The 20,587-nt window shown below is 37.1% G+C and carries 21 protein-coding genes; 2 read left to right on the forward strand and 19 right to left on the reverse strand.

Going from position 1 to position 20,587, the window contains the following annotated elements:
* Window positions 1-5: 5 nt before the first annotated feature.
* The 6 genes from RV15_RS04835 to licT all read right to left on the reverse strand — a co-directional run bounded on the left by RV15_RS04835 (window position 6) and on the right by licT (window position 7,522).
* Window positions 6-1,163 (reverse strand): efflux RND transporter periplasmic adaptor subunit, encoded by a 1,158-nt coding sequence (locus RV15_RS04835; protein WP_071876928.1) that lies wholly within the window; start codon window positions 1,161-1,163, stop codon window positions 6-8.
* A gap of 338 nt (window positions 1,164-1,501) precedes the next feature.
* Window positions 1,502-2,149 carry a TetR/AcrR family transcriptional regulator gene (locus RV15_RS04840; RefSeq protein ID WP_071876929.1) on the reverse strand — a complete coding sequence of 216 codons (648 nt, stop codon included), beginning with the start codon at window positions 2,147-2,149 and terminating at the stop codon, window positions 1,502-1,504.
* A 120-nt stretch (window positions 2,150-2,269) separates the two neighbouring features.
* Complete coding sequence (locus tag RV15_RS04845; protein WP_071876930.1) at window positions 2,270-2,854, reverse strand: guanylate kinase; 585 nt, start codon at window positions 2,852-2,854, stop codon at window positions 2,270-2,272.
* Between the two features lie 190 nt (window positions 2,855-3,044).
* A complete protein-coding gene (locus RV15_RS04850) occupies window positions 3,045-4,493 on the reverse strand; it encodes a glycoside hydrolase family 1 protein (RefSeq protein WP_071876931.1) in 1,449 nt (482 codons plus the stop codon).
* A gap of 115 nt (window positions 4,494-4,608) precedes the next feature.
* Complete coding sequence (locus RV15_RS04855; RefSeq protein ID WP_071876932.1) at window positions 4,609-6,498, reverse strand: beta-glucoside-specific PTS transporter subunit IIABC; 1,890 nt, start codon at window positions 6,496-6,498, stop codon at window positions 4,609-4,611.
* Between the two features lie 181 nt (window positions 6,499-6,679).
* Window positions 6,680-7,522: a BglG family transcription antiterminator LicT gene (gene licT, locus RV15_RS04860; protein ID WP_071876933.1), complete on the reverse strand. Its 843-nt coding sequence runs from the start codon at window positions 7,520-7,522 to the stop codon at window positions 6,680-6,682.
* A 278-nt stretch (window positions 7,523-7,800) separates the two neighbouring features.
* Here licT and RV15_RS04865 point away from each other — a divergent pair, with 278 nt between their 5' ends.
* Window positions 7,801-8,094, forward strand: a complete 294-nt coding sequence (locus RV15_RS04865; RefSeq protein ID WP_071876934.1) for a rhodanese-like domain-containing protein — start codon at window positions 7,801-7,803, stop codon at window positions 8,092-8,094.
* 281 nt (window positions 8,095-8,375) lie between these two features.
* Window positions 8,376-8,996 (forward strand): FMN-dependent NADH-azoreductase, encoded by a 621-nt coding sequence (locus RV15_RS04870; protein WP_071876935.1) that lies wholly within the window; start codon window positions 8,376-8,378, stop codon window positions 8,994-8,996.
* Window positions 8,997-9,076: 80 nt separating this feature from the next.
* Here the strand turns inward: RV15_RS04870 and RV15_RS04875 are convergent, their stop codons facing one another.
* From RV15_RS04875 to atpE, 13 genes are all read right to left on the reverse strand, one after another.
* A complete protein-coding gene (locus RV15_RS04875; protein WP_071876936.1) occupies window positions 9,077-10,243 on the reverse strand; it encodes an AI-2E family transporter in 1,167 nt (388 codons plus the stop codon).
* Window positions 10,244-10,247: 4 nt separating this feature from the next.
* Complete coding sequence (locus RV15_RS04880) at window positions 10,248-10,610, reverse strand: PTS glucitol/sorbitol transporter subunit IIA (protein WP_071876937.1); 363 nt, start codon at window positions 10,608-10,610, stop codon at window positions 10,248-10,250.
* Between the two features lie 170 nt (window positions 10,611-10,780).
* Window positions 10,781-11,431 carry a 3D domain-containing protein gene (locus RV15_RS04885; protein WP_071876938.1) on the reverse strand — a complete coding sequence of 217 codons (651 nt, stop codon included), beginning with the start codon at window positions 11,429-11,431 and terminating at the stop codon, window positions 10,781-10,783.
* A 514-nt stretch (window positions 11,432-11,945) separates the two neighbouring features.
* The gene (locus RV15_RS04890; protein WP_071876939.1) at window positions 11,946-12,122 is read right to left on the reverse strand and encodes a DNA-directed RNA polymerase subunit beta; all 177 of its coding nucleotides are present in this window, start codon (window positions 12,120-12,122) and stop codon (window positions 11,946-11,948) included.
* Between the two features lie 14 nt (window positions 12,123-12,136).
* Window positions 12,137-13,438 (reverse strand): UDP-N-acetylglucosamine 1-carboxyvinyltransferase, encoded by a 1,302-nt coding sequence (murA, locus tag RV15_RS04895; RefSeq protein WP_071876940.1) that lies wholly within the window; start codon window positions 13,436-13,438, stop codon window positions 12,137-12,139.
* Window positions 13,439-13,544: 106 nt separating this feature from the next.
* Window positions 13,545-13,781, reverse strand: coding sequence for a DUF1146 family protein (locus RV15_RS04900; RefSeq protein ID WP_071876941.1), 237 nt, complete (start codon window positions 13,779-13,781; stop codon window positions 13,545-13,547).
* A gap of 516 nt (window positions 13,782-14,297) precedes the next feature.
* Window positions 14,298-14,717: a F0F1 ATP synthase subunit epsilon gene (locus tag RV15_RS04905; protein WP_071876942.1), complete on the reverse strand. Its 420-nt coding sequence runs from the start codon at window positions 14,715-14,717 to the stop codon at window positions 14,298-14,300.
* A 17-nt stretch (window positions 14,718-14,734) separates the two neighbouring features.
* On the reverse strand, window positions 14,735-16,141 hold the full coding sequence (gene atpD, locus RV15_RS04910) for a F0F1 ATP synthase subunit beta (RefSeq protein ID WP_071876943.1): 1,407 nt from the start codon (window positions 16,139-16,141) through the stop codon (window positions 14,735-14,737).
* A gap of 143 nt (window positions 16,142-16,284) precedes the next feature.
* A complete protein-coding gene (locus tag RV15_RS04915) occupies window positions 16,285-17,205 on the reverse strand; it encodes a F0F1 ATP synthase subunit gamma (RefSeq protein WP_071876944.1) in 921 nt (306 codons plus the stop codon).
* Between the two features lie 15 nt (window positions 17,206-17,220).
* Window positions 17,221-18,777, reverse strand: a complete 1,557-nt coding sequence (atpA, locus tag RV15_RS04920; RefSeq protein ID WP_071876945.1) for a F0F1 ATP synthase subunit alpha — start codon at window positions 18,775-18,777, stop codon at window positions 17,221-17,223.
* A gap of 28 nt (window positions 18,778-18,805) precedes the next feature.
* Entirely contained in the window at window positions 18,806-19,348 is a 543-nt protein-coding gene (atpH, locus tag RV15_RS04925; protein ID WP_071876946.1) for an ATP synthase F1 subunit delta, read from the reverse strand.
* Window positions 19,335-19,862: a F0F1 ATP synthase subunit B gene (gene atpF / locus RV15_RS04930; RefSeq protein ID WP_071876947.1), complete on the reverse strand. Its 528-nt coding sequence runs from the start codon at window positions 19,860-19,862 to the stop codon at window positions 19,335-19,337. The genes atpH and atpF overlap by 14 nt, the downstream gene beginning before the upstream one ends.
* A gap of 507 nt (window positions 19,863-20,369) precedes the next feature.
* Entirely contained in the window at window positions 20,370-20,582 is a 213-nt protein-coding gene (atpE, locus tag RV15_RS04935; RefSeq protein WP_010763289.1) for a F0F1 ATP synthase subunit C, read from the reverse strand.
* Between the last annotated feature and the right edge of the window lie 5 nt (window positions 20,583-20,587).

The raw sequence follows: 20,587 nt of genomic DNA on the forward strand, positions 1-20,587 counted from the left end.
TCCTCCTATTCTTTAGCTGCTGCTCCTGATTCTTTACTTTCTTCTCCAATCAGATCTCCTTCTTTGACTTCCTTTTTAGAGGAAACGACGATTCGATCAGCCGACTCTAAACCTGAATTGACAACTGTATTTTCACCTTTTTCTTCGCCTACTTGAATATCACGGCGGATCACTGAACCGAAATCGTTCACTAATACATATTTTTTGCCATCTTGATCATGGATTGCCTTTTTAGGGACTTCAATTGGTTTGTTGTCTCCTAGATTGATCGTTGCTTGCATATGGTAACCATTTTTGATGCCATCCAAACTATCGAGAGCCAATTTTACATTATAATTAGACATCGAACTGTCTGCACCAGTACTTTCACCTTGATTTTGATTTGCTTGTGCTTCAGGTGGATTGTCATCGATATACGAAATTTTACCTGTCACCGTTGTGCCGCTTGAAACCACTGAAAGATTTGCTTTTTGGTCTACGGCAATTTTCATCAAATCTTTTTCATTTACTTTTCCTGCAACATATAGACCATCCGATGTCAAACGTAGTACTGGCGCATTTTCATCTTTGACTTCTGGAATGGACACACGTCCTTTAAACTTTGCTTTAGTTGAAATGAACTGCTTCGTTGACAGGTCAGCAATTGTTTCATTTGAAAAGAAAATTTCTTCATCTACTCCATCGACTTCTGCTTGATGTTGTTCATCAATAGCAGCTCCCGTTGTGTTTCGTTCTTCTTCTTTTGTTTTATTAAAAGTATCGATTGCTCGATTCCATTTCTTATAGATATTTTGTTTTTTTGTTGCAAGTTTACTTAAGGTATTATTTTGTACTTCGATTTCTTTAGTTACTTCTTTATCTTCATACGTAAATAATTCTGTGTCAGGTTCGACAACATCTCCATTTTTGACTTTAATTTCTGGTGTGCTTGTCATTTTGTTATCTTTTGCAAAAGCTTCCGCCTGTTCAGGTTGTACAACACCATTGATGTATACCTGTTCAATATCGGGCACTTCAAAATATTCGATTCCTAAATCTTCTGTGGCAGTCTTCATTTCAGGACCAGCCGCTTGTTTTCCTCCAAATAAACTTGGAAGAACAAAGATACCAATTATTACCACTACTGCAACTATCCCTGCAATGATCATTGTTCTTTTTTTCATAATTCTACTCCTCATCTCCTTTTTTATCCCATCAAGTAATCTCTTTCCAACAACACAGTTGTCTTACTCTTAATTTAACCATTATTCGGTACATCATACAACTTACATTTTTGTAATTGCTCGAAAATTCAGTTTATTACAAACGTTTTTTTCATTAAACTCGTTTGTTCAATAAAAACGATCCAGCTACGAAAATCGTTTTCTATGTAAAAATTACTCTTTTATCGTATCGTTTCAGCTTTTAAGAGTCTGAGTTAGAAACCAAAAGGATTATTTCTTAGACCCTTAAAACCTTAACAAACGACCTTAATAATACGCTTAATTTTTTTACCTTCTTACTAGTTATAAACTCCTTCTTTTAACCAATTCAACCTGGTTTTAAAATTTCCAATTGTTAGCTCAATTTCATAATCAGGATTTTCCTTAAGTTTGCGATAGCCTTCGATAATCGAAGAATATACGGTATTCATAAGCATCTGCATCAACATTTTAAATTCCTGTTCATTTTGAATGTTCAACTTAGTAAGATCAATCAGTTTATACATTTTATGGCCGTGACGTTTTTTCTGCCATGGTTCACCCTTTTTGTCGTTTGGGGTGAATTGTGGAGAAATCCGGCTAGTGGTTTGATAATCCATTTTCATAAAAAGATTGTGATAAAATGACGCATGCTCACCAGTCAATACTTCTAAAATCAACTTAGGAAAATATATGGCTAGCCCCTCAAACAAATCACCATCTGCTTCTTTAATATATTTTTCAATATTTTTTTTACTATCTTGCCTCAATAAATCAAAATAGTAGTAATAAAGATCTTCTTTATCTTCGAAATACTGATAGAAGCTGCCTCTAGGTATCTCAGCTAATCTCACGATATTAGCAATTGAGGCATCATTCAAGGCTGTTCTGGAAAATTCGATGGAAGCCGCTTCTAATAGGCGTTGCTGCTTCTCTTTAGTTAAATGAAAAAAAGTCTTTTTTGGCATATTTTGCATCCCTTCCTTTTTATGACAAGATGTCATATGACACCTTGTCATTATATCATCTTAAAAGAAAAAGGCAAGAGGCATAAATAGCATTTTAAATAATTTATACAAAAAAACTGGTTACTCCAGCTTTTTTATGCGCTCATTTACTGCTTGTTCTACCTCTTTCACAACTTTTTCAAAGGGTTGATTTGCATTGATTATAGAGTGGTTCGGATATGTGATTATTTTATTTTTATTCTGAGATTCTTGAGTGTATAATGCGCCTCGTTGTTTTATAAGTATGGTATCATTTTCTCTCGTCTGTAACCTTGATAATACATTTTTTTTAGATACATCTAAGAAAATCGGAATAATCATATTGCCAAATTGTTCTTCGATTTTTTGAAATCCCTTGAACGTCAAAACATCATAGGCATAATGATCCGTCGTTTTTTGAATCAGTTCTGCTATCCCTACACCATATTGATTGCCATGATAGGTATCAAATTCTGCCAAAGCATTCATATTTAATAAGTGTTGAAATCCTTCTTCCGTTTCAAAATAGTAATCTGCACCCTCTACTTCTTCCTTGCGAATAGGGCGAGTTGTATGAGATATCACCTTATACTCCGACGGAAAAACAGCTTCTGCTACTCTTGTTTTTCCTGAACCGCTAGGACCGATAATAACAAAAAATGGGTGCTTGAGTTTTTTTCTTTCCACTAGTCCTTCCCCCTTACAAATTTACTATACAACAACGAAAGAGCGGCTTCAATAAAAAGGAAAATAAGGAATCATTTTTAGACGATTAGCATGCGTTAGTGATTTAATGAATGGACTTTTACTCTTCCTTATCACATAAAAAAAGGGCTATAAAACAGATTTGTTCTGCTTTATAACCCCAATTTGTTTTCTAGTTCAACTCTTGACCATTCGTTTCAATGACTTGCTTATACCAATTAAATGATTTTTTCTCATAACGATTCATCGTTCCTTCACCGTTATCATCTAGATCTACATAGATAAAACCGTAACGTTTGCTCATTTCACCAGTTGAAGCACTGACTAAATCAATACAGCCCCAAGGTGTGTAGCCCATTAAATCAACGCCATCTTTAATGGCATCTGACATCGCTTCAATGTGACGACGTAAATAATCAATTCGGTAATCATCTTCTACATAAAAGTTTTCATCCACTTTATCGATCGCGCCTAAGCCATTTTCAACAATGAATAACGGTTTTTGATAACGATCGTATAATTCATTCAAAGCAATCCTCAAGCCTTCAGGATCGATCTGCCAGCCCCATTCACTTGCTTCTAAGAATGGATTGCGCACACCACCTAATAAGTTTCCGACTACTGTATCCTCTTCGTCAGCCGTTTCATTGACTGCAGAAGACATATAATAACTAAAACCAATATAATCTACCGCATATTCTTTCATTAAGGCTAAATCATCATCACCAATCTCTAACTCAGAGACGCCATATTTATCAAACATGCGTTGTTGATATGCTGGATACTCACCACGAACCTGAGCATCTGTACAATAGAAATTAAATTCTTGATTTTGAGCCAGTGTTGCCATTTGATTGATTGGATTTGCATCAATACTGTAGGTTGTCGCATAAATGATCATGCAACCAATTTGCATATCAGGATTGATTTCATGACCGATTTTCACAGCTTTTGCGCTAGCGACAAATTGATTATGCCATGCTTGGAAAACATTTTGATAATCGCCTGCACCTGTTGCTTTAACCATTCCTTGGCTTAATGCAGGGAAATGGAAGGCAGAATTGATTTCATTAAATGTCATCCAATATTTTACTTTTTTGCCATAACGAGTTAATACAACTGTGGCATAGTTTTCAAAGAAATCGATCATTTTACGATTTTTCCAACCACCATATTCTTTGGCTAAGTGTAAAGGCATTTCATAATGAGAAATTGTAATCACAGGCTCGATACCATGTTTCAAGCACTCATCGATCACTTGATCATAAAACTTCAACCCAGCCTCATTTGGAGTAGCTTCATCACCTTTAGGAAAAATTCTAGTCCAAGCAATTGAAAAGCGATAACATTTAAAGCCCATTTTTGCAAATAAAGCAATGTCTTCTTTAAAACGGTGATAGTGATCGATCCCGCGGTGGTTAGGGTAAATGAACTTGTCTTCATCGATTTCCCAATTAAACGTATCACTACCTAAAATTTGAAAACGTTGTTTCCCTCCAGGCATTGCATCTGCTACTGACAAGCCTTTGCCATCAGAGCGATACGCTCCTTCTAATTGATTGGCTGCTGTTGCGCCACCCCATAAAAATCCTTCTGGAAATGCAGTTGTTTTAATTGACATCTAGTATTCCTCCTTATTTTAAAAATTAATAGGGCTCGTTTAGCTCCTCGAAAAAAAGATAACATAAAAACTAAACGGGCTCATTAAGCATTATCTAAAATTTAAAATCCTTTAATTAGCGAACAATGGCCAAGAAATCTTCTCCATGTAAAACATCTGTTTGATCCATATCTAATACATCCAAATAATCACCACTATTTGTCACAACAACTGGCGTTACCACTGGATGTCCTGCTGCTTTGATTTTTTCAATATCAAATTTAACTAATAAATCGCCCTGTTTGACTTTATCCCCTTGTTTGACTAATATCTCAAATCCGTCACCATCCATCTCGACCGTATCCATACCAATGTGCATTAAAACTTCAGCACCATCTTCTGTTGTAATACCGACCGCATGACCTGTTGGAAAGAGCGTTGTGATTTCTCCATTCGCTGGAGCATAAAGTTCACCTAAGATTGGTTCGATCGCAATCCCTTTACCCAATGCACCTGATGAAAATACTTGATCTTCAACTTTATCTAAAGGAACGATTGTACCTGTTATTGGGCTTGTTAAAACAATTTTATCATTTTTATTGCCATTTTGTGCTTCTGAGCTATCACTTTGACCTTTTACAGGTGTTTCGCTGCCTGCTTCTGGTTTATCTTCAAATTTCAAAATAAAGGTTAATACAAAAGCAATGACAAAAGCAATGATTGTTCCGATTACCGCTGCAATCAAACCAGAAGTATCTTTTGTATCTTGAGGAATAAATCCTGGTAAACTCAACAAACTGATCAAACCAAATACATAGTTTTGAACATGGCTGAAACCGATAAATGCACCACCGACAGCGCCACCAATACATGCTGCAATAAATGGTTTTTTAAGTGGTAAAGTAACACCATAAACAGTTGGTTCTGTAATCCCAAAGATCGAAGTGATCGTTGAAGATAAAGCTAACCCTTTTAATTTTACATTTTTTGTCATAAAGAAGACTGCTAAAGCTGCTCCACCTTGTGCTAATACAGCTGGTAAAAGCATTGGTGCCATTGTATCTACGCCGCCGCCTGCTGCTGAAAGGTTTAATAACATGATTGGAACAAAGCCCCAATGCATACCGAACATCACGAACACTTGCCATAAACCACCCATAACTGCACCGGCAATAATTGGGCTGAAACCATAAATTCCATCATAGCCTTTTCCAAGTAAATCACCTAAAATTGTACCGATTGGACCAATTGCAATAAAAGTAACTGGTGCCATTACAAGAAATACTGCCAAAGGAACACAAATGATTTGTAAGAAAGAAGGAATTACTTTCTTAAAGAAACGTTCAACATAACTTTGAACAAAAACAGCTAAGATAATCGGGATAACGGATGATGTATACGCACTTGCCCCAATAATCACTGGAATACCTGCAAAACTCAACGGTTGTCCAGCCAAAGCAGTAATGCTAGGATGCACGAGCGCCATTGCTAAACAGACTGCTAAAAACTGATTCGTTTTGAACTTCTTCGCAGCAGTAAAGGCTAGAAGAATCGGTAGGAATGTGAAAATCCCGTCAGCTATTGCAAAAAGAACAACATAAACACCTGATTCTACAGTCAACCAGTTTAATGTAACCGCTAGTGTTAAGAAGCCTTTTAAGACCCCAGCTCCAGCCATCGCACCTAAGAATGGCGTGAATATAGAAGAAATAATGTCAATCAGTTGATTAAAAATATTGCCTTTAGGTCCTTCATCTTTTGCTGAATCATCGTCGCCTAAACCACTGTGCGCCATCAATTCTTTATACACATCACTTACGTGGCTGCCGATTACGACTTGATATTGGCCACCACTTCTAACAACTTGAATCACATCTGGATCTTGATTTAATTTTTCAGTCGCCGCTTTTTCCTCATCTTTTAATTTAAAACGCAGACGAGTAGCGCAGTGGACAACGCTATTAACATTTTCTTCTCCGCCGACAAGCGTTAAGACGCGCTCAGCAATTTCTTGATTTTTACTCATTTTATATCCCCTTTTCCTTAATTTTTTATATAAAAAAACCTAAACTGAAAAAACAATGATCTACTATACTTAAAAAAACCTAAATATAGATGGATCGGTTGTTTTTTCAATCTAGGTTTTGCCTGCTAAACAGTAACAATCCGCTTCGATTGAAATTTGAATTTTTTAATACAAATAAATGCTAAATTTTTTTCTCTCCAGCTACTCGCTGAATATGAATAGTCAAATAAATTTGTTCCGCTTTATCAATTGGTTTTTGATATTTTTTGACTAGATAATCATTAATTCTTTGCACTGATTGAAATGCTTTTGGATACTTGCTTTGAATCAACTCATAAAGAAAGTCATCTTCTTCGTCATGTGCTTCATTTTGTAGATAACGTTGGGCAAAATACTGTAAGTGCGTCACGATTCTTTGATAGTTCAATGAATCTTCATCAAATGGTTTACCGAAATAACGACTAATAATTGTTAAGATATCTCGGACCATTTCAGTAGCTGACATAGTCACTTCCATATTGCCATTTGCCTGCTCACTATTTACGATGTGAAAGGCAATAAATCCTGCTTCACTTTCTGAAAAATCAATGTTCAGTTTTTCCTTGATCAATGCTACACCTTTTCTAGCAATAGCAAATTCTTTAGGATAAAACTTTTTTGTTTCAAACATTAATGGATTCGGCATCTCAAGGCCCTCTTTGGCTCTCATGATGGCGTAATGCACGTGATCTGTCAACGTTAAATAGATATTGGATGAAAGCTCAATTCCTAAATCCTCTTCAGCCATATCCACGATTTTTTTAACAATCTCTACTTCTTCTAACGGAATATCTGCAAACAACTGTTGGAACTGTCCTGAGGTGATAGAATCTTTCAGAACAAACTCTTTTTCAATAAATGTTGGATCGATTACATCGCCGATTTTTTTTTGAAATGCTAGTCCTCGGCCCATACAGACGATTTCTTCACCTGATTCATTTTTTGTCATGACGACATTGTTGTTTAAAATTTTTTCAATATACATGATGAACCTCACTTTTACAAATACAAATGAAAAAAACCTAGAATCCACCCAAACAAACTACTATGGAAGATTCAGGTTTTGCCTGCCGAACAGTAACAATCCTCATTACATGGATATCATAACATCTTTCTATTTCATTTGCAACCCTTTTCAAAGAACAAATGAAAAGGTTGTTTTTAGACAACTATTAAGAAATGTAAAAGCCCGATTGCAAACCTTCTATAAAAGAGTTACAATCTATCCCGTAGTTTAAAAAATATTTTCAAAGGATGAGGTACATGTTTGAATCAATCTCCACTCCTGATTTTGAAACACTTTACAGTAAAAATGACCTTAACGTCATCGATATTCGTGAAACTGAAAGTTTTTTACAAGGACACTTAGCACATTCTATGTCACTACCTGCAACTGTTTTACCAAATATGTTAAAACAGCTAAATAAAGAGAAAACCTACCATATCATTAGTTACAGTGGCCGCCGTTCTGAAGTTATTGCATCATTTATGGCTTCCAAAGGCTTTCATGCTGTACACGTGATCGGCGGCATGCAACAACTCTCTAAAGCTTCTTAATAAGAAAAGAGTTTGGGTCAGAAGTGTTTAACTCCGAGAAATAAGAGGAAATTCACGAAAATGGCTCTCCAAATTTTTGTGAATTTCCTCTTATTTCCGAAGGGGTTACTTCTGCTCCCACCGTTTATTCAGATTCCTTGAGGCTAGAATGTAACTCGTAGAGTTATGTCCCGGGCTCTTTTTTATATAATTTAAGTAAAAACTTGATTTTCTTACTTTTTATTAGTAAAATAGTTTTTGTTTATAAATAATGATACTTAGGTATTCAAAGGAGACTTTACATGTCAAAATTACTTGTTGTTAAAGCACACCCGCTTACTAAGGAAGAATCTCGCTCTGTTCGAGCGTTAGAAACCTTTTTAGAGAGTTATCAAGCTCAAAACCCAGCTGACGAGATCGATGTACTTGATGTCTATGCCGATTTCGTTCCGGAAATCGATGAAGAACTACTTTCTGGTTGGGGAGCACTACGCACAGGTACTGAATTTACTGCCTTAAATGAAAGTCAGCAAACAAAAGTTGCCCGCTTCAATGAATTAACAGATCAATTCTTAGGCGCTGACAAAGTTGTTATTGCTAACGCATTATGGAATTTAAATGTACCAACTCGTTTAAAAGCGTGGGTCGATACGATCAACGTAGCTGGAAAAACGTTTAAATATACTGAGGAAGGTCCTAAACCTTTGACTACTGGTAAAAAAGCCTTGCATATCCAATCAAATGGTGGATTTTATGAAGGGCAAGATTTCGCTTCTCAATATGTAAAAGGAATCTTGAATTTTATCGGTGTTGCTGAAGTTGATCAATTATTTATTGAAGGTATCGATCATCACCCAGAAAAAGCTGAAGAATTATTAGATGCAGCAATGAATCAAGCAACAACCTTAGGAAAAACATTTTAATAATATAAAAAGCTGAAACAGACAGACTTGTCTACTTCAGCTTTTTTCTTTGAATAAAAAATAGCACTTTAGCCTTACTTTTACTCTAATTTATTTAATTCTTCTTCTTCATGGTACAAGCTTGAGACATCTTTGTACCATTCAAAGACATGAGTAATTATGACCTTAGCTGCCGCGTATACTGGTATACCTAAAATTACACCTACTACACCAAAGAGCTTTCCAGAAGTCAACAGCACGACTAATATCGTTACTGGGTGGATATCTAGTTGACTACCTAGAACAAGCGGTGAAATCACACGACCTTCAATCGTCTGCTCAATCACAAAAACAACTAACACTTTAGCTAATAAAACCGGACCGCCTACGATTCCTAAAAAGATCGCCGGAACCATTGCCAAAAATGAGCCTAGATAAGGAATCAAATTAAGAAAACCAGCAGTGATACCTAAAGTGATCGCATAATCTAGTCCAATAAATGAAAACCCTAGAATAAACATCACAGCAACCGCAAAAGCCACAGTCAACTGACCACGAATATAAGAAGAAACTTGTGAATTAACTTCTCCTAACACTTTCAATGTCGGTTGACGCATTTTATTAGGCAAAAACTTCATCAGGTACGGAGCTAATTGTTTGCCATCCTTTAGTAGATAAAATAATATAAACGGCATCGTGATGATTGCTACTACAATTGTTGCGACCGCTCCCACAAAGCTTCCTAGCCCTTGGACCGTAAACGTCGAAATATTACGAATAATATCACCTAATGAGCTGATTAGCTTATCACCCATATCTTCCAGTTGACTACGAAACTGTGCAAAGAGGGGATCACTTAAAATTTCCTGCATCTTTTTATCGATCGTATCAATATATTGCGGGAAGTGATTGCCAAAACTAACTGTCTGCTCTTGGATTTTAGGAACGATTACAACAAGTCCCCAAATCATCAAAGCAATCACAATAATAAATAATCCAATGATGCTCCAAAGGCGCGGGATTCGTTTCTTTTCCAAATAATCGACAACTGGATTCATTAAATAATATAAAATTCCTGCCATAATCAATGGTAGGCCTACAACACCGATAAATTGCCAAACCGGTTTAAATAAATAGGAGACCTTCGTGAAAACGAGTAAAATCAATAAAATCAGTAATACAATCAATAATGAAGTGACGATTTGATTGTTTAAAAACCAGCGCCAAAACCACGAAAAGCGCTTTTCTTTTTCTTTCTCTTGTCCCATTCACTCACACTCCATGTGATACATACTCAATTATTGTTCCAACCTTGATTGCTGGAAGAACTTGAGGCGTTAGATACAACGCATTCACAATTGCATCCTCCTCAGGAATGTCATCAAAAACCAAAGTCACATGGGCAATGCTGTTTAAATTTTTATTCGCAAATGGCCCCACATAATCTATGATATATTCTTGCTCATCAATCTTTAACAGATTGCCTTCTTTCATCGCTAAGGGTTGTATTTGTTGAAATTTTTGAATCACTGAGTATTCTTTTAACCCCTCTGTGGCACTTTCACCAAAAAGTATGATCATCGGCTCTTTTTCATCTAATGCGTGAACACCAATTTCAGTAACTACAGCTTTCATATACTTATCGCTCCCTCTTCCATTAATCAATCTTTATTATAACATATAACTTTTTTTCTTATTCGATAATTCGAACTTTGCAAGCTACAAAAAAAAGATGAACAAGAATTCAAACATTCTGTTCACTTTTTGATATGTTATAGAGAAACTCTTTGCAACGTGTTCTCTGCTTATGATAAAATCGTCACAGAAACTTGTCTCCTACCCCAATTGATACACTGAGATACATCTGAAAAATGCACATCGATAATATTGCCTTTGATTGCACCACCTGTGTCACTAGCAATCGCTTCACCGTAACCTTCGACATACAATCTCGTGCCTAAAGGAATTACCGTAGGATCAACTGCAATTGCCATTGGGTCAACCTGAAGATTTTGTCCGGTAGCCGTTAAGTTACCTCCACCGATAAAGCCTTCATTACAAGAGTATGCGGTCGCTTCCATTATCAGCTTTTGGCCGCTTGGATTCGTATTTTCACGTTGTTCTTTTTCCAATTGCGCTTGCTTTTGTTCAGCTTCTGCTTTTTGTTTTGCCGCTTTTTCTTTTCGTTCAGCTTCACTTTTAGCTTTTGCAGCTTTTTCTTTTTCTATTTTTTCTTTATTGAGTATGTCCGTTTTAACTAATTGAAATGCTTTGCCTTCTGACAAGGAATGGATCATTGAACTAGACAATGTCTTGGCTGTACGCTCCGATACGATTGTGTAATTAGATAAACGCTCTATCTCGTTGTTTTGATTTTCAGATGCGTATACTGGAATAACTGATCCAGTAATAAAGCAACTAATAATAAATAAAATTGGCAACCATTTTTTCTTCATTAAATAGTTTCCTCCCTAAAATTCGTACGAGAGCAATCATATCATGTGTAGAATTTTTGATGGTTACTATTTAATTAAAGCTAAGTTACAGTGTTAGAGAAAGCGTTTTAGAAATTGTCACATTGGAAATATTTTCATAAAAGACTTGGCATGCCTCTTTATGATCCTTGGTGTACCAGACTTTCCACATTTTCATTAGAAAATACATAAAATCTATACTGATGAATTTTTGTTTTCTTTTACAAGTTCTAACATAGATAATAACTTGAAAAAGGCGATAAAACCTCAAATATTACGACATTTTTACAAAAAAAACGAAACCTAAATTAATAATGATTGTTATTTAATATTCAAAAAAAGATTGGAACAAGACTCAGCGAGTCATATTCCAATCATATAGAGTTCGAATAAAGAATTGGAAGCAAATTATTGCACTTTAATCTTCTCACATTTTACCAATCAAATGCCTAGTTATCAAAGCGCTCATTTATTTTCCAACATCAGGTTTTAAAATCTACTTAAAAAAGTCTAGAATATGAGTCCAAATTTCTTCTTTGAACACATCTTTTGGATTTCCTCCACCGATTACTCCATAACCGATCATCGTTCCGGCAATAAATAAAATAATCACTAAAGCTATCACTACTAAAACTTTCAACAAAGTCACTATAATATAGCGTGTCGAACTCATATCTATTTCCCCTTTTAATTAACAGTAGACAATTTCTTTTCTGCAGCTTTTTCGTCATCGTTTACTCGTTCCACTTTTGCTCCTAATTTTTGAAGTTTTTCATGGAATTTATAGTAGCCACGATCTAAATATTCTAAGTGTGATACACGCGTAATACCGTTAGCACGTAATCCTACTAAAATCAACGCAGCAGCAGCACGTAAATCAGTTGCTTCTACAGCAGCCCCTTGCAATGGTTGACCACCATTAATAATAGCAATATTACCGTCCATTTTCACATCAGCATTCATGCGTTGCATTTCTTCCAAATGTTGGAAACGATTTTCAAAGACTGTCTCAGTTACAATACTTGAACCGTCTGCTACCATTTGTATCGCAGTCATTTGTGCTTGCATATCTGTTGGGAAACCAGGATGCGGCATTGTTTTAACATCTGTTGGTTTGATTACTTTAGGACCAATGACGCGTAAACTGCCTCTTTCTTCACGAATAACAGCGCCCATTTCAGTTAATTTAGAAATAAGTGGACGATTGTGTTCTGGGATTGCTTCTTCGATCAAAACATCTCCCTCAGTCATCGCAGCTGCAACCATGAATGTTCCTGCTTCAATGCGATCTTGAACAATTGAATGTTCAACAGCATGAAGTTTTTTCACACCTTCGATACGCATCATTTCAGTACCGGCACCGACGATTTTAGCGCCCATTTTATTAAGGACATTCGCTAAATCAACGATTTCAGGTTCTCTAGCAACGTTTTCAATGACAGTTGTGCCTGTTGCTTTAACAGCGGCCATCATGATATTTTGAGTAGCACCTACGCTTGGGAAATCCAGATAGATCGTATTGCCAATCAATTCATCCGCAATCGCTTCGATATAGCCATTTTTCTGAATGATTTTAGCACCTAGCGCTTGGAAGCCTTTCAAGTGTAAATCAATTGGACGTTTACCAATTGCACACCCACCAGGCATCGCAACTTTGGCATGACCATTACGAGCCAATAACGGGCCCATAACAACGATCGAAGCTCTCATTTGACTAACATACTCATAATTTGCTTCAATGCCTAAAGGCTGAGTCGCATCTATTGTAACTTTGTTTTCGTCTTGATTAAAATCAACATCAACATTCAAGTGTTTGATTACTTGATTCATTGTAAACACATCAGAAAGAATCGGTACATTATTTAATGTCGTTACTCCTTCTTCTGCTAAAAGGGTCGCTGCTAAAATTGGCAATACTGCATTTTTAGCCCCTTCGATTTTCACAGTTCCTTTTAATTGGTTACCACCATGAACAATAATCTGTTCCATTTTGTTCCCCCCAAAAAAGTTAGAATTGGATGCTTTGATCCAAAATCTTTTCTATTATACCACTATTTATCAACAATTAGTACCTTTTCTTTTTATTCGTCGTTCCTTATGGAAAAATTACAATAAATAAGTTGCGGCATAATGCAAGAAACTCTAAGAAAAATGAGCTTACAGTATAGCCAATGACAATTGAAAATAAAACGATCAGCAAACGTACTTGAGAGGTTTGATGCGCTTTAAAAAACTGTTCAATTCTGATAGATTGCATCGCCCAGAAACTAACATAGATAAACATCATATGGCAGATAATCCGAATCACTGCATCAATACCAAAAAATTGCATAGGTTTCTCCTTAATTTAAAAGCGTATTTGGCTCAGTCAGGCTCGACTGAAAAATAGGAAAAATTGACTGTGGCGTCCTTTGTCACATTCAATTTTTATCTTTTTTCCGAGAGACTAGCCAGAGAAGCTAGATAACATTTAAAAGCGTATTTGGCTCGTTCAGGCTCGACTGAAAAATAGGGAAAATTGACTGTGGCGTCCTTTGTCACATTCAATTTTTATCTTTTTTCCGAGAGACTAGCCAGAGAAGCTAGATAACATTAAAAGCGTATTTGGCTCAGTCAGCTTCGACTGAAAAATAGGAAAATAGGACTGAGGTGCTTTTTGCCTCATTCATATTTTATCTTTTTTCGAATAAACATAGCTACTTTACTAAGTAATATAAAACCAGTTTAGCACAAATAAGCGGAAACAAAACATAAAGATTCTTAAGTTTTCTAAAAAAATATATGTATATATCATTTTTTCAAAAAAAGTGAACTGAGACAGCTACTAGTCTCAGTCACTTCAATTTTTTTACGTATGTTTTGATACATTGATCCGATTGATCGCTCGATGAAGGGCAACTGTTGCACGGCGCAATTCGTCCGTATTTGCATTTTCTTTCGCTTTTTCAATCATTCGTTCAGCTCGTTGTTTGGCACGTTCTGCGCGACTAACATCAATGTCTCGTTCTCGTTCTGCACTATCTGCAATGATCGAAACAATGTTATCACGGACTTCCATAATACCACCATTAACAGCGATCCAATCCACGTGTTTATCTGAATCTGTTCTTTTTACGCGAACCTCATCGATCGCTAAGGGAACGATGATTGGTGCATGTTTCGGTAAAATACCGATTTCACCATCCGTTGTTTTTGCAACGACGATCATTGCGCGATGGTCATAGACCAAACCATTTGGAGTCACCACATTGACAGTTAAACAATCCATTTCTGTGTCTCCTCCTTTTAGTAGTTCAACGTTTTAGCTTTTTCGATAACGTCTTCGATTCTACCAACACTGCGGAACGCTTCTTCCGGTAAGTCGTCATATTTTCCATCAAGAATTTCTCCAAAGCCTTTAACTGTATCAGCAACTGGAACATAAGAACCTGGTTGTCCTGTAAATTGTTCTGCCACGTTAAAGTTTTGAGATAAGAAGAACTGGATACGACGGGCACGGCCAACCAAGATTTTTTCTTGATCAGATAACTCATCCATCCCTAAAATTGCAATGATATCTTGTAACTCACGGTAACGTTGCAGCACGTGTTGTACTTCTGTTGCTACGGCATAATGCTCGTCTCCGACAACTTCTGGTGCTAGAGCACTAGATGATGAGGCTAACGGGTCAACCGCTGGATATATCCCCATTTCAGTTAAGCGACGTTCCAAGTTAGTTGTTGCATCTAAATGGGCGAATGCTGTTGCTGGCGCCGGGTCAGTATAGTCATCTGCTGGTACATAGATTGCTTGAATCGATGTGATCGAGCCTTTTTTAGTAGAAGTGATACGTTCTTGTAATTGACCCATTTCAGTTGCAAGTGTTGGTTGATACCCAACGGCTGAAGGCATCCGACCTAACAAGGCAGAAACTTCTGATCCAGCTTGAGTGAAACGGAAAATATTATCGATAAACAATAATACATCTTGACCTTCAACATCACGGAAATATTCGGCAATCGTCAAACCAGTCAAGGCCACACGCATACGTGCACCAGGAGGCTCATTCATTTGACCGAAAACCATAGCTGTTTTTTCAATAACGCCAGAGTCTTTCATTTCAAAATAAAGGTCGTTCCCTTCACGCGTTCGTTCACCAACACCGGTAAATACAGAAATACCGCCATGTTCTTGAGCAATATTATGAATCAATTCTTGAATCAAAACGGTTTTACCAACACCGGCACCACCGAACAAACCAACTTTACCACCTTTTAAGTAAGGGGCTAATAAGTCGATCACTTTGATTCCAGTTTCTAGAATTTCATTACTTGTACTTAAATCAGCAAAATCAGGGGCTTTTTTATGGATACCGCTGCGGATTGCATCTTCTGGAAATGGCTCTTCTAAATCGATCGTATCGCCTAAAACGTTGAATACACGACCTAATGTTTCTTTTCCGACAGGAACAGAAATTGGTTTTCCAGTATCAATAACTTCCATTCCGCGTTGAAGCCCATCAGTAGATTCCATAGCGATTGAGCGGATAACACCGTCTCCTAATTCTAAAGCGACTTCTAAAACGACTTTTTGTTTTTCTTCGCCGTTTTTATAAACGACTAATGCATTGTTTATATCGGGTAAGGATTGATCTAGTGAAAATTCCACGTCAACAACGGGACCGATTACTTCAACAATCTTTCCTGAACTCATGTGTCTTTCCTCCGTTTCGTTTGAAGAGGTACAAAACCGCCGAAAGTTCGACAGTTTTATGCCCTAACGAGGTCGTGATAAAACCTGTCTTCTCTATTACATTAGTAAGAATATCGTGCTAAGTAAGCCCAACATTCTGATTGTTATTCTAGTGCTGCTGCACCAGCTACGATTTCTGTGATTTCTTGTGTAATGGCTCCTTGACGAGCACGATTATAAGAAATCGTCAGATCACTAATAATATTTTGCGCATTATCAGTGGCAGTCTTCATCGCGGTCATCCCAGCAGCATGTTCCGCTGTTTTTGCATCAATTATTGCGCCATAGATCAAGCTTTCAGCATATTGAGGCAGTAAATTATCTAAAATCGCTTCTTCTGAAGGTTCTAAAATATATTCCTGCTCATAGGTTGTTGCTTCGTCCGGATCTAAATCAGAAATCGGCAGCATTTTTTCTACACGAAATTGACTTGTCAATGAATTAATGTGGTGATTATAGCAAACATACAACTCATCAAATACTTCATTTTCATACATTGTAGTCGCTGTTGAAACGATTTTTCTAACCTCATCAAAACTAGGTTGATCACTTAGACCACGAAGTTCGTATGCAACGTTTATTCCACGAGCCTTGAAAAAATCTGCACCAGTTCCACCAATTGCAATCAAGACGTATTCATCTTGAGATTTATGGTCATCTGTCATCATTTTCATCGTTTGCTTCAAAATTGAACTGTTATATCCGCCCACCAATCCTTTATCAGAGGTAATGACGATATAACTTGTTTTTTTCACCGGACGCGATGTCAGCATTACATGATAATTGCCTGTTTCTGATGCCTCTTCACTATCATAAGAATCTAATTCTTCTAGATCACTTAATTGAGCTGCAACAAGATGTGTAACGATAGAACGGATTTTTGACGCATATTCTTGAAAACCTCTAGAAGCCGCTTCTGATTTTGTCAGTTTAGCACCTGAAACCATTTGCATGGCGTTAGTAATTTGGCTTGTTTTTTTCGTTGAAGCAATGCGTTGTTTGATTTCATTTAATGAAGCACCCAATTCTTGTCACCTCTCTTACGCATTTTGAATTGAATCAAGTGTGTCTTTAGCTGTCGATCCTTCTGAATTAGCGGCATCAAAAATCTCTTTGAATTCGCTGATTGCTGCATCTAGATCTTCTGATTTTGGCAAGTCTTTTGTTGTACGGATCGTTTCAAATAATTCAGGATGTTTGCCGTCTAAAAAGTCAAACAGTTCTGATTCGAAATCTAGGATTTTTGCCACACTGATACTATCTAAAAATCCGTGCGTCAGTGCATATAAAATAACAACTTGTTTTTCAACTGCTAATGGTGCATGTAATTTTTGTTTTAAAATTTCAACAGTCCGACGACCTCGGTTTAGTTTTGCTTGTGTTGCCGCATCTAAATCAGAACCAAACTGAGTAAAAGCTTCTAATTCTCGGTAACTTGCTAAATCTAAACGAAGTGTCCCAGCGACTTTTTTCATTGCTTTGATTTGTGCTGAACCACCAACACGTGACACGGAAAGACCAGCATCAACGGCTGGACGTGTACCCGCATAGAACAAATCGCTTTCTAAGAAAATTTGTCCATCTGTGATTGAAATAACGTTTGTTGGAATATAAGCAGAAATATCTCCGGCTTGCGTTTCAACAAATGGTAAGGCAGTCATTGAACCGCCACCTAATTCATCACTTAATTTTGCTGCACGTTCTAATAAACGTGAATGCAAATAGAACACATCACCTGGATAAGCTTCCCGACCTGGAGGACGACGTAATAGTAATGACAGTTCACGATAAGCAACAGCTTGTTTTGATAAATCATCAAAAATGATCAAAACGTGTTTGCCGTTGTACATGAATTCTTCACCCATTGCAGCTCCTGCATAAGGCGCAATATAAAGCAATGGCGCTGGTTGAGATGCTCCAGCATTCACAATAATTGTATAATCTAGTGCGCCATATGCTCTTAACGTTTCGACTTGGTTACGAACCGTTGATTCCTTTTGACCGATAGCAACATAGATACAAATAACATCTTGACCTTTTTGGTTGATGATCGTGTCGATGGCAATCGATGTTTTACCAGTTTTACGGTCACCGATCACTAATTCACGTTGACCACGACCAATTGGTACAAGAGCATCAATTGCTTTAAGACCAGTTTGCATCGGTTGATCAACTGATTTTCTTTGCATAACACCTGGAGCTGCTGCTTCTACTGGACGTGTCTTATCTGTCTTGATTTCACCCAGACCATCGATTGGTTGACCTAATGGATTAACAACACGTCCGATCATTGCTTCGCCGACAGGGACTTCCATGATTTTACCAGTGCGTTTTACTTTATCGCCTTCTCGAATGGTTTCAAAATCACCTAGAATGATAATACCAACGTCATTGGTTTCTAAGTTTTGCGCCATTCCGTATGAGCCATTAGAAAATTCAAGTAATTCTCCGCTCATTGCGTTTTCTAATCCATGGGCACGAGCGATTCCATCCCCAACGTATGTGACAGTCCCAATTTCTTCGACTGCTAGTTCTTGTTGATAATTTTTGATTTGTTCCTTAATCAAGGCACTGATTTCTTCTGCTTTGATAGCCATTCAATTCACCTCTTTATTGTGCTGAACGTTATTTTAATAACAATTCTTGGATTCGTTCTAATTGCTTGTGGATACTGCCGTCAATCACTTTGTAGTTGGCTTCTATTATCACGCCGCCAACAATTTCAGGATCGATCAAATTAATTAGATTCGCTTGCTCATAGCCTAACAATTTTGCTGCTTTTTCTTCCATCAATCGGTGTTGTTCTTTGGTCAATGGAACGGCAGTCAACGCTGTTCCTAAAAGTAAGCTTCTATGTTCATCGTAACGTTTTTCATATTCATCGATCATCAATAATAAATCATTCATGCGTGAATAGTTATAAACGACATTTAGGAAATTCTCAAGGGTTCCTTCAAATCCGTTAACCAATTGTTTCATGATTTCGTCTTTTTCATAAGGTTCAAGACGGACATCACTTAAGATATCGCCTAAATCTGGTACTTCATTAAAAATTTCTCTGAGTTTTAATAAGTCTTGATAAATGCTATCGGCTTCTTCATTTTCAATCGCCAACTCAAACAAAGCTTTACCGTAGCGTTTACCTACCGTGTACTTATCTAACTTCATTTGAATTACCTAAGCCTTCAATGTAAGAATTGATCAATGAATCGTGTGCATCTGGCGTCAATTCTTTGTTTAAGATTTTTTCTGCAATTTGTAAAGACAAGCTCGCTACTTCGTCTTTAACAGATGCCAATGCTTCTTCATGCTCTTGAGAAATATCAAGACGTGCTTTTTCTCGTAAACGTGACACTTCATCATTGGTTTCTGCTAAGATTTTTTGGCGATTTTGGTCTCCATTCTCTTTCGCATGTTTGATGATTTCTGCTGCTTCGGATTTAGAAGAAAGTAGTTTTTGTTGACGTTCTTCTTGCAACTTAGCAGCTGCGATTCGAGATTGTTCTGCAGAATCTAAATCGTTGGCAATTTTATCTTCACGTTTTTTTAACATATCAGTGATTGCTTCCCAAGCGAATTTCTTGATTAGAAGCATCAAAATTAGAAAAGCGCCACTTACGACAATCATCGTGCCAATTGTTGTACTTGGGCCGGCTTCACCGATTACTAAATGATCTAGCATGAAGTTTCAACTTCCTTTCTCTGCAATTCTCTGTGGTGATGTTGTTAAATGTTTTTCGTTTGTATGATTTGTTCACCTTATTTTTGGTGGAGCATGATGGTTTTTTTATAAGGTAGCTTTTCTCATTACGTTCGCTAAGTATTGCTCATCATCTGTTCTGTCAGATTTTTGATAGCTACAAACTTAACTTGATGTGTTTTGCGGTCTACTTTATTTTGGAGAAGCTTGATGGTTCTTTTAATAGGTTACTTCTCTCACTATGTTCGCCAAGTACTGCTCATCATCAGCTCTGCCTTTGGGCTAGAACTTTGAAGTATACTTGATATGTTTGGCGGTCTACTTTATTCTGGTGAAGCTTGGTGTTTCTTTTAATAGGTTACTTCTCTCTCTTCGTTCGCCAAGTACTGCTCATCATCAGCTCTGCCGACGGCAGTCGCTGTGATTCGCAGCAAAGAAAGCAGCAACGCGTGGCGTTTTAAAAACTCAGCGTCCTGCCTTCTAAAGAGATTATTTAAGCACTAATAACAATGCAATAACTACACCTAGAATTGGAACCGCTTCGATCAAGGCTACCCCGATAAACATTGTAGTTCTAAGTTGTCCAGCCATTTCTGGTTGACGTGTCATTGATTCGATTGTTTTTGAGATAACTTTTCCGTTACCGTATGCTGCTCCGATTGCTGCTCCGAAAACTGCGATTGCTGCTGCGATATAATTCATTATTG

It is taken from the genome of Enterococcus silesiacus (assembly GCF_001886225.1).
GTDB lineage: Bacteria > Bacillota > Bacilli > Lactobacillales > Enterococcaceae > Enterococcus_L > Enterococcus_L silesiacus.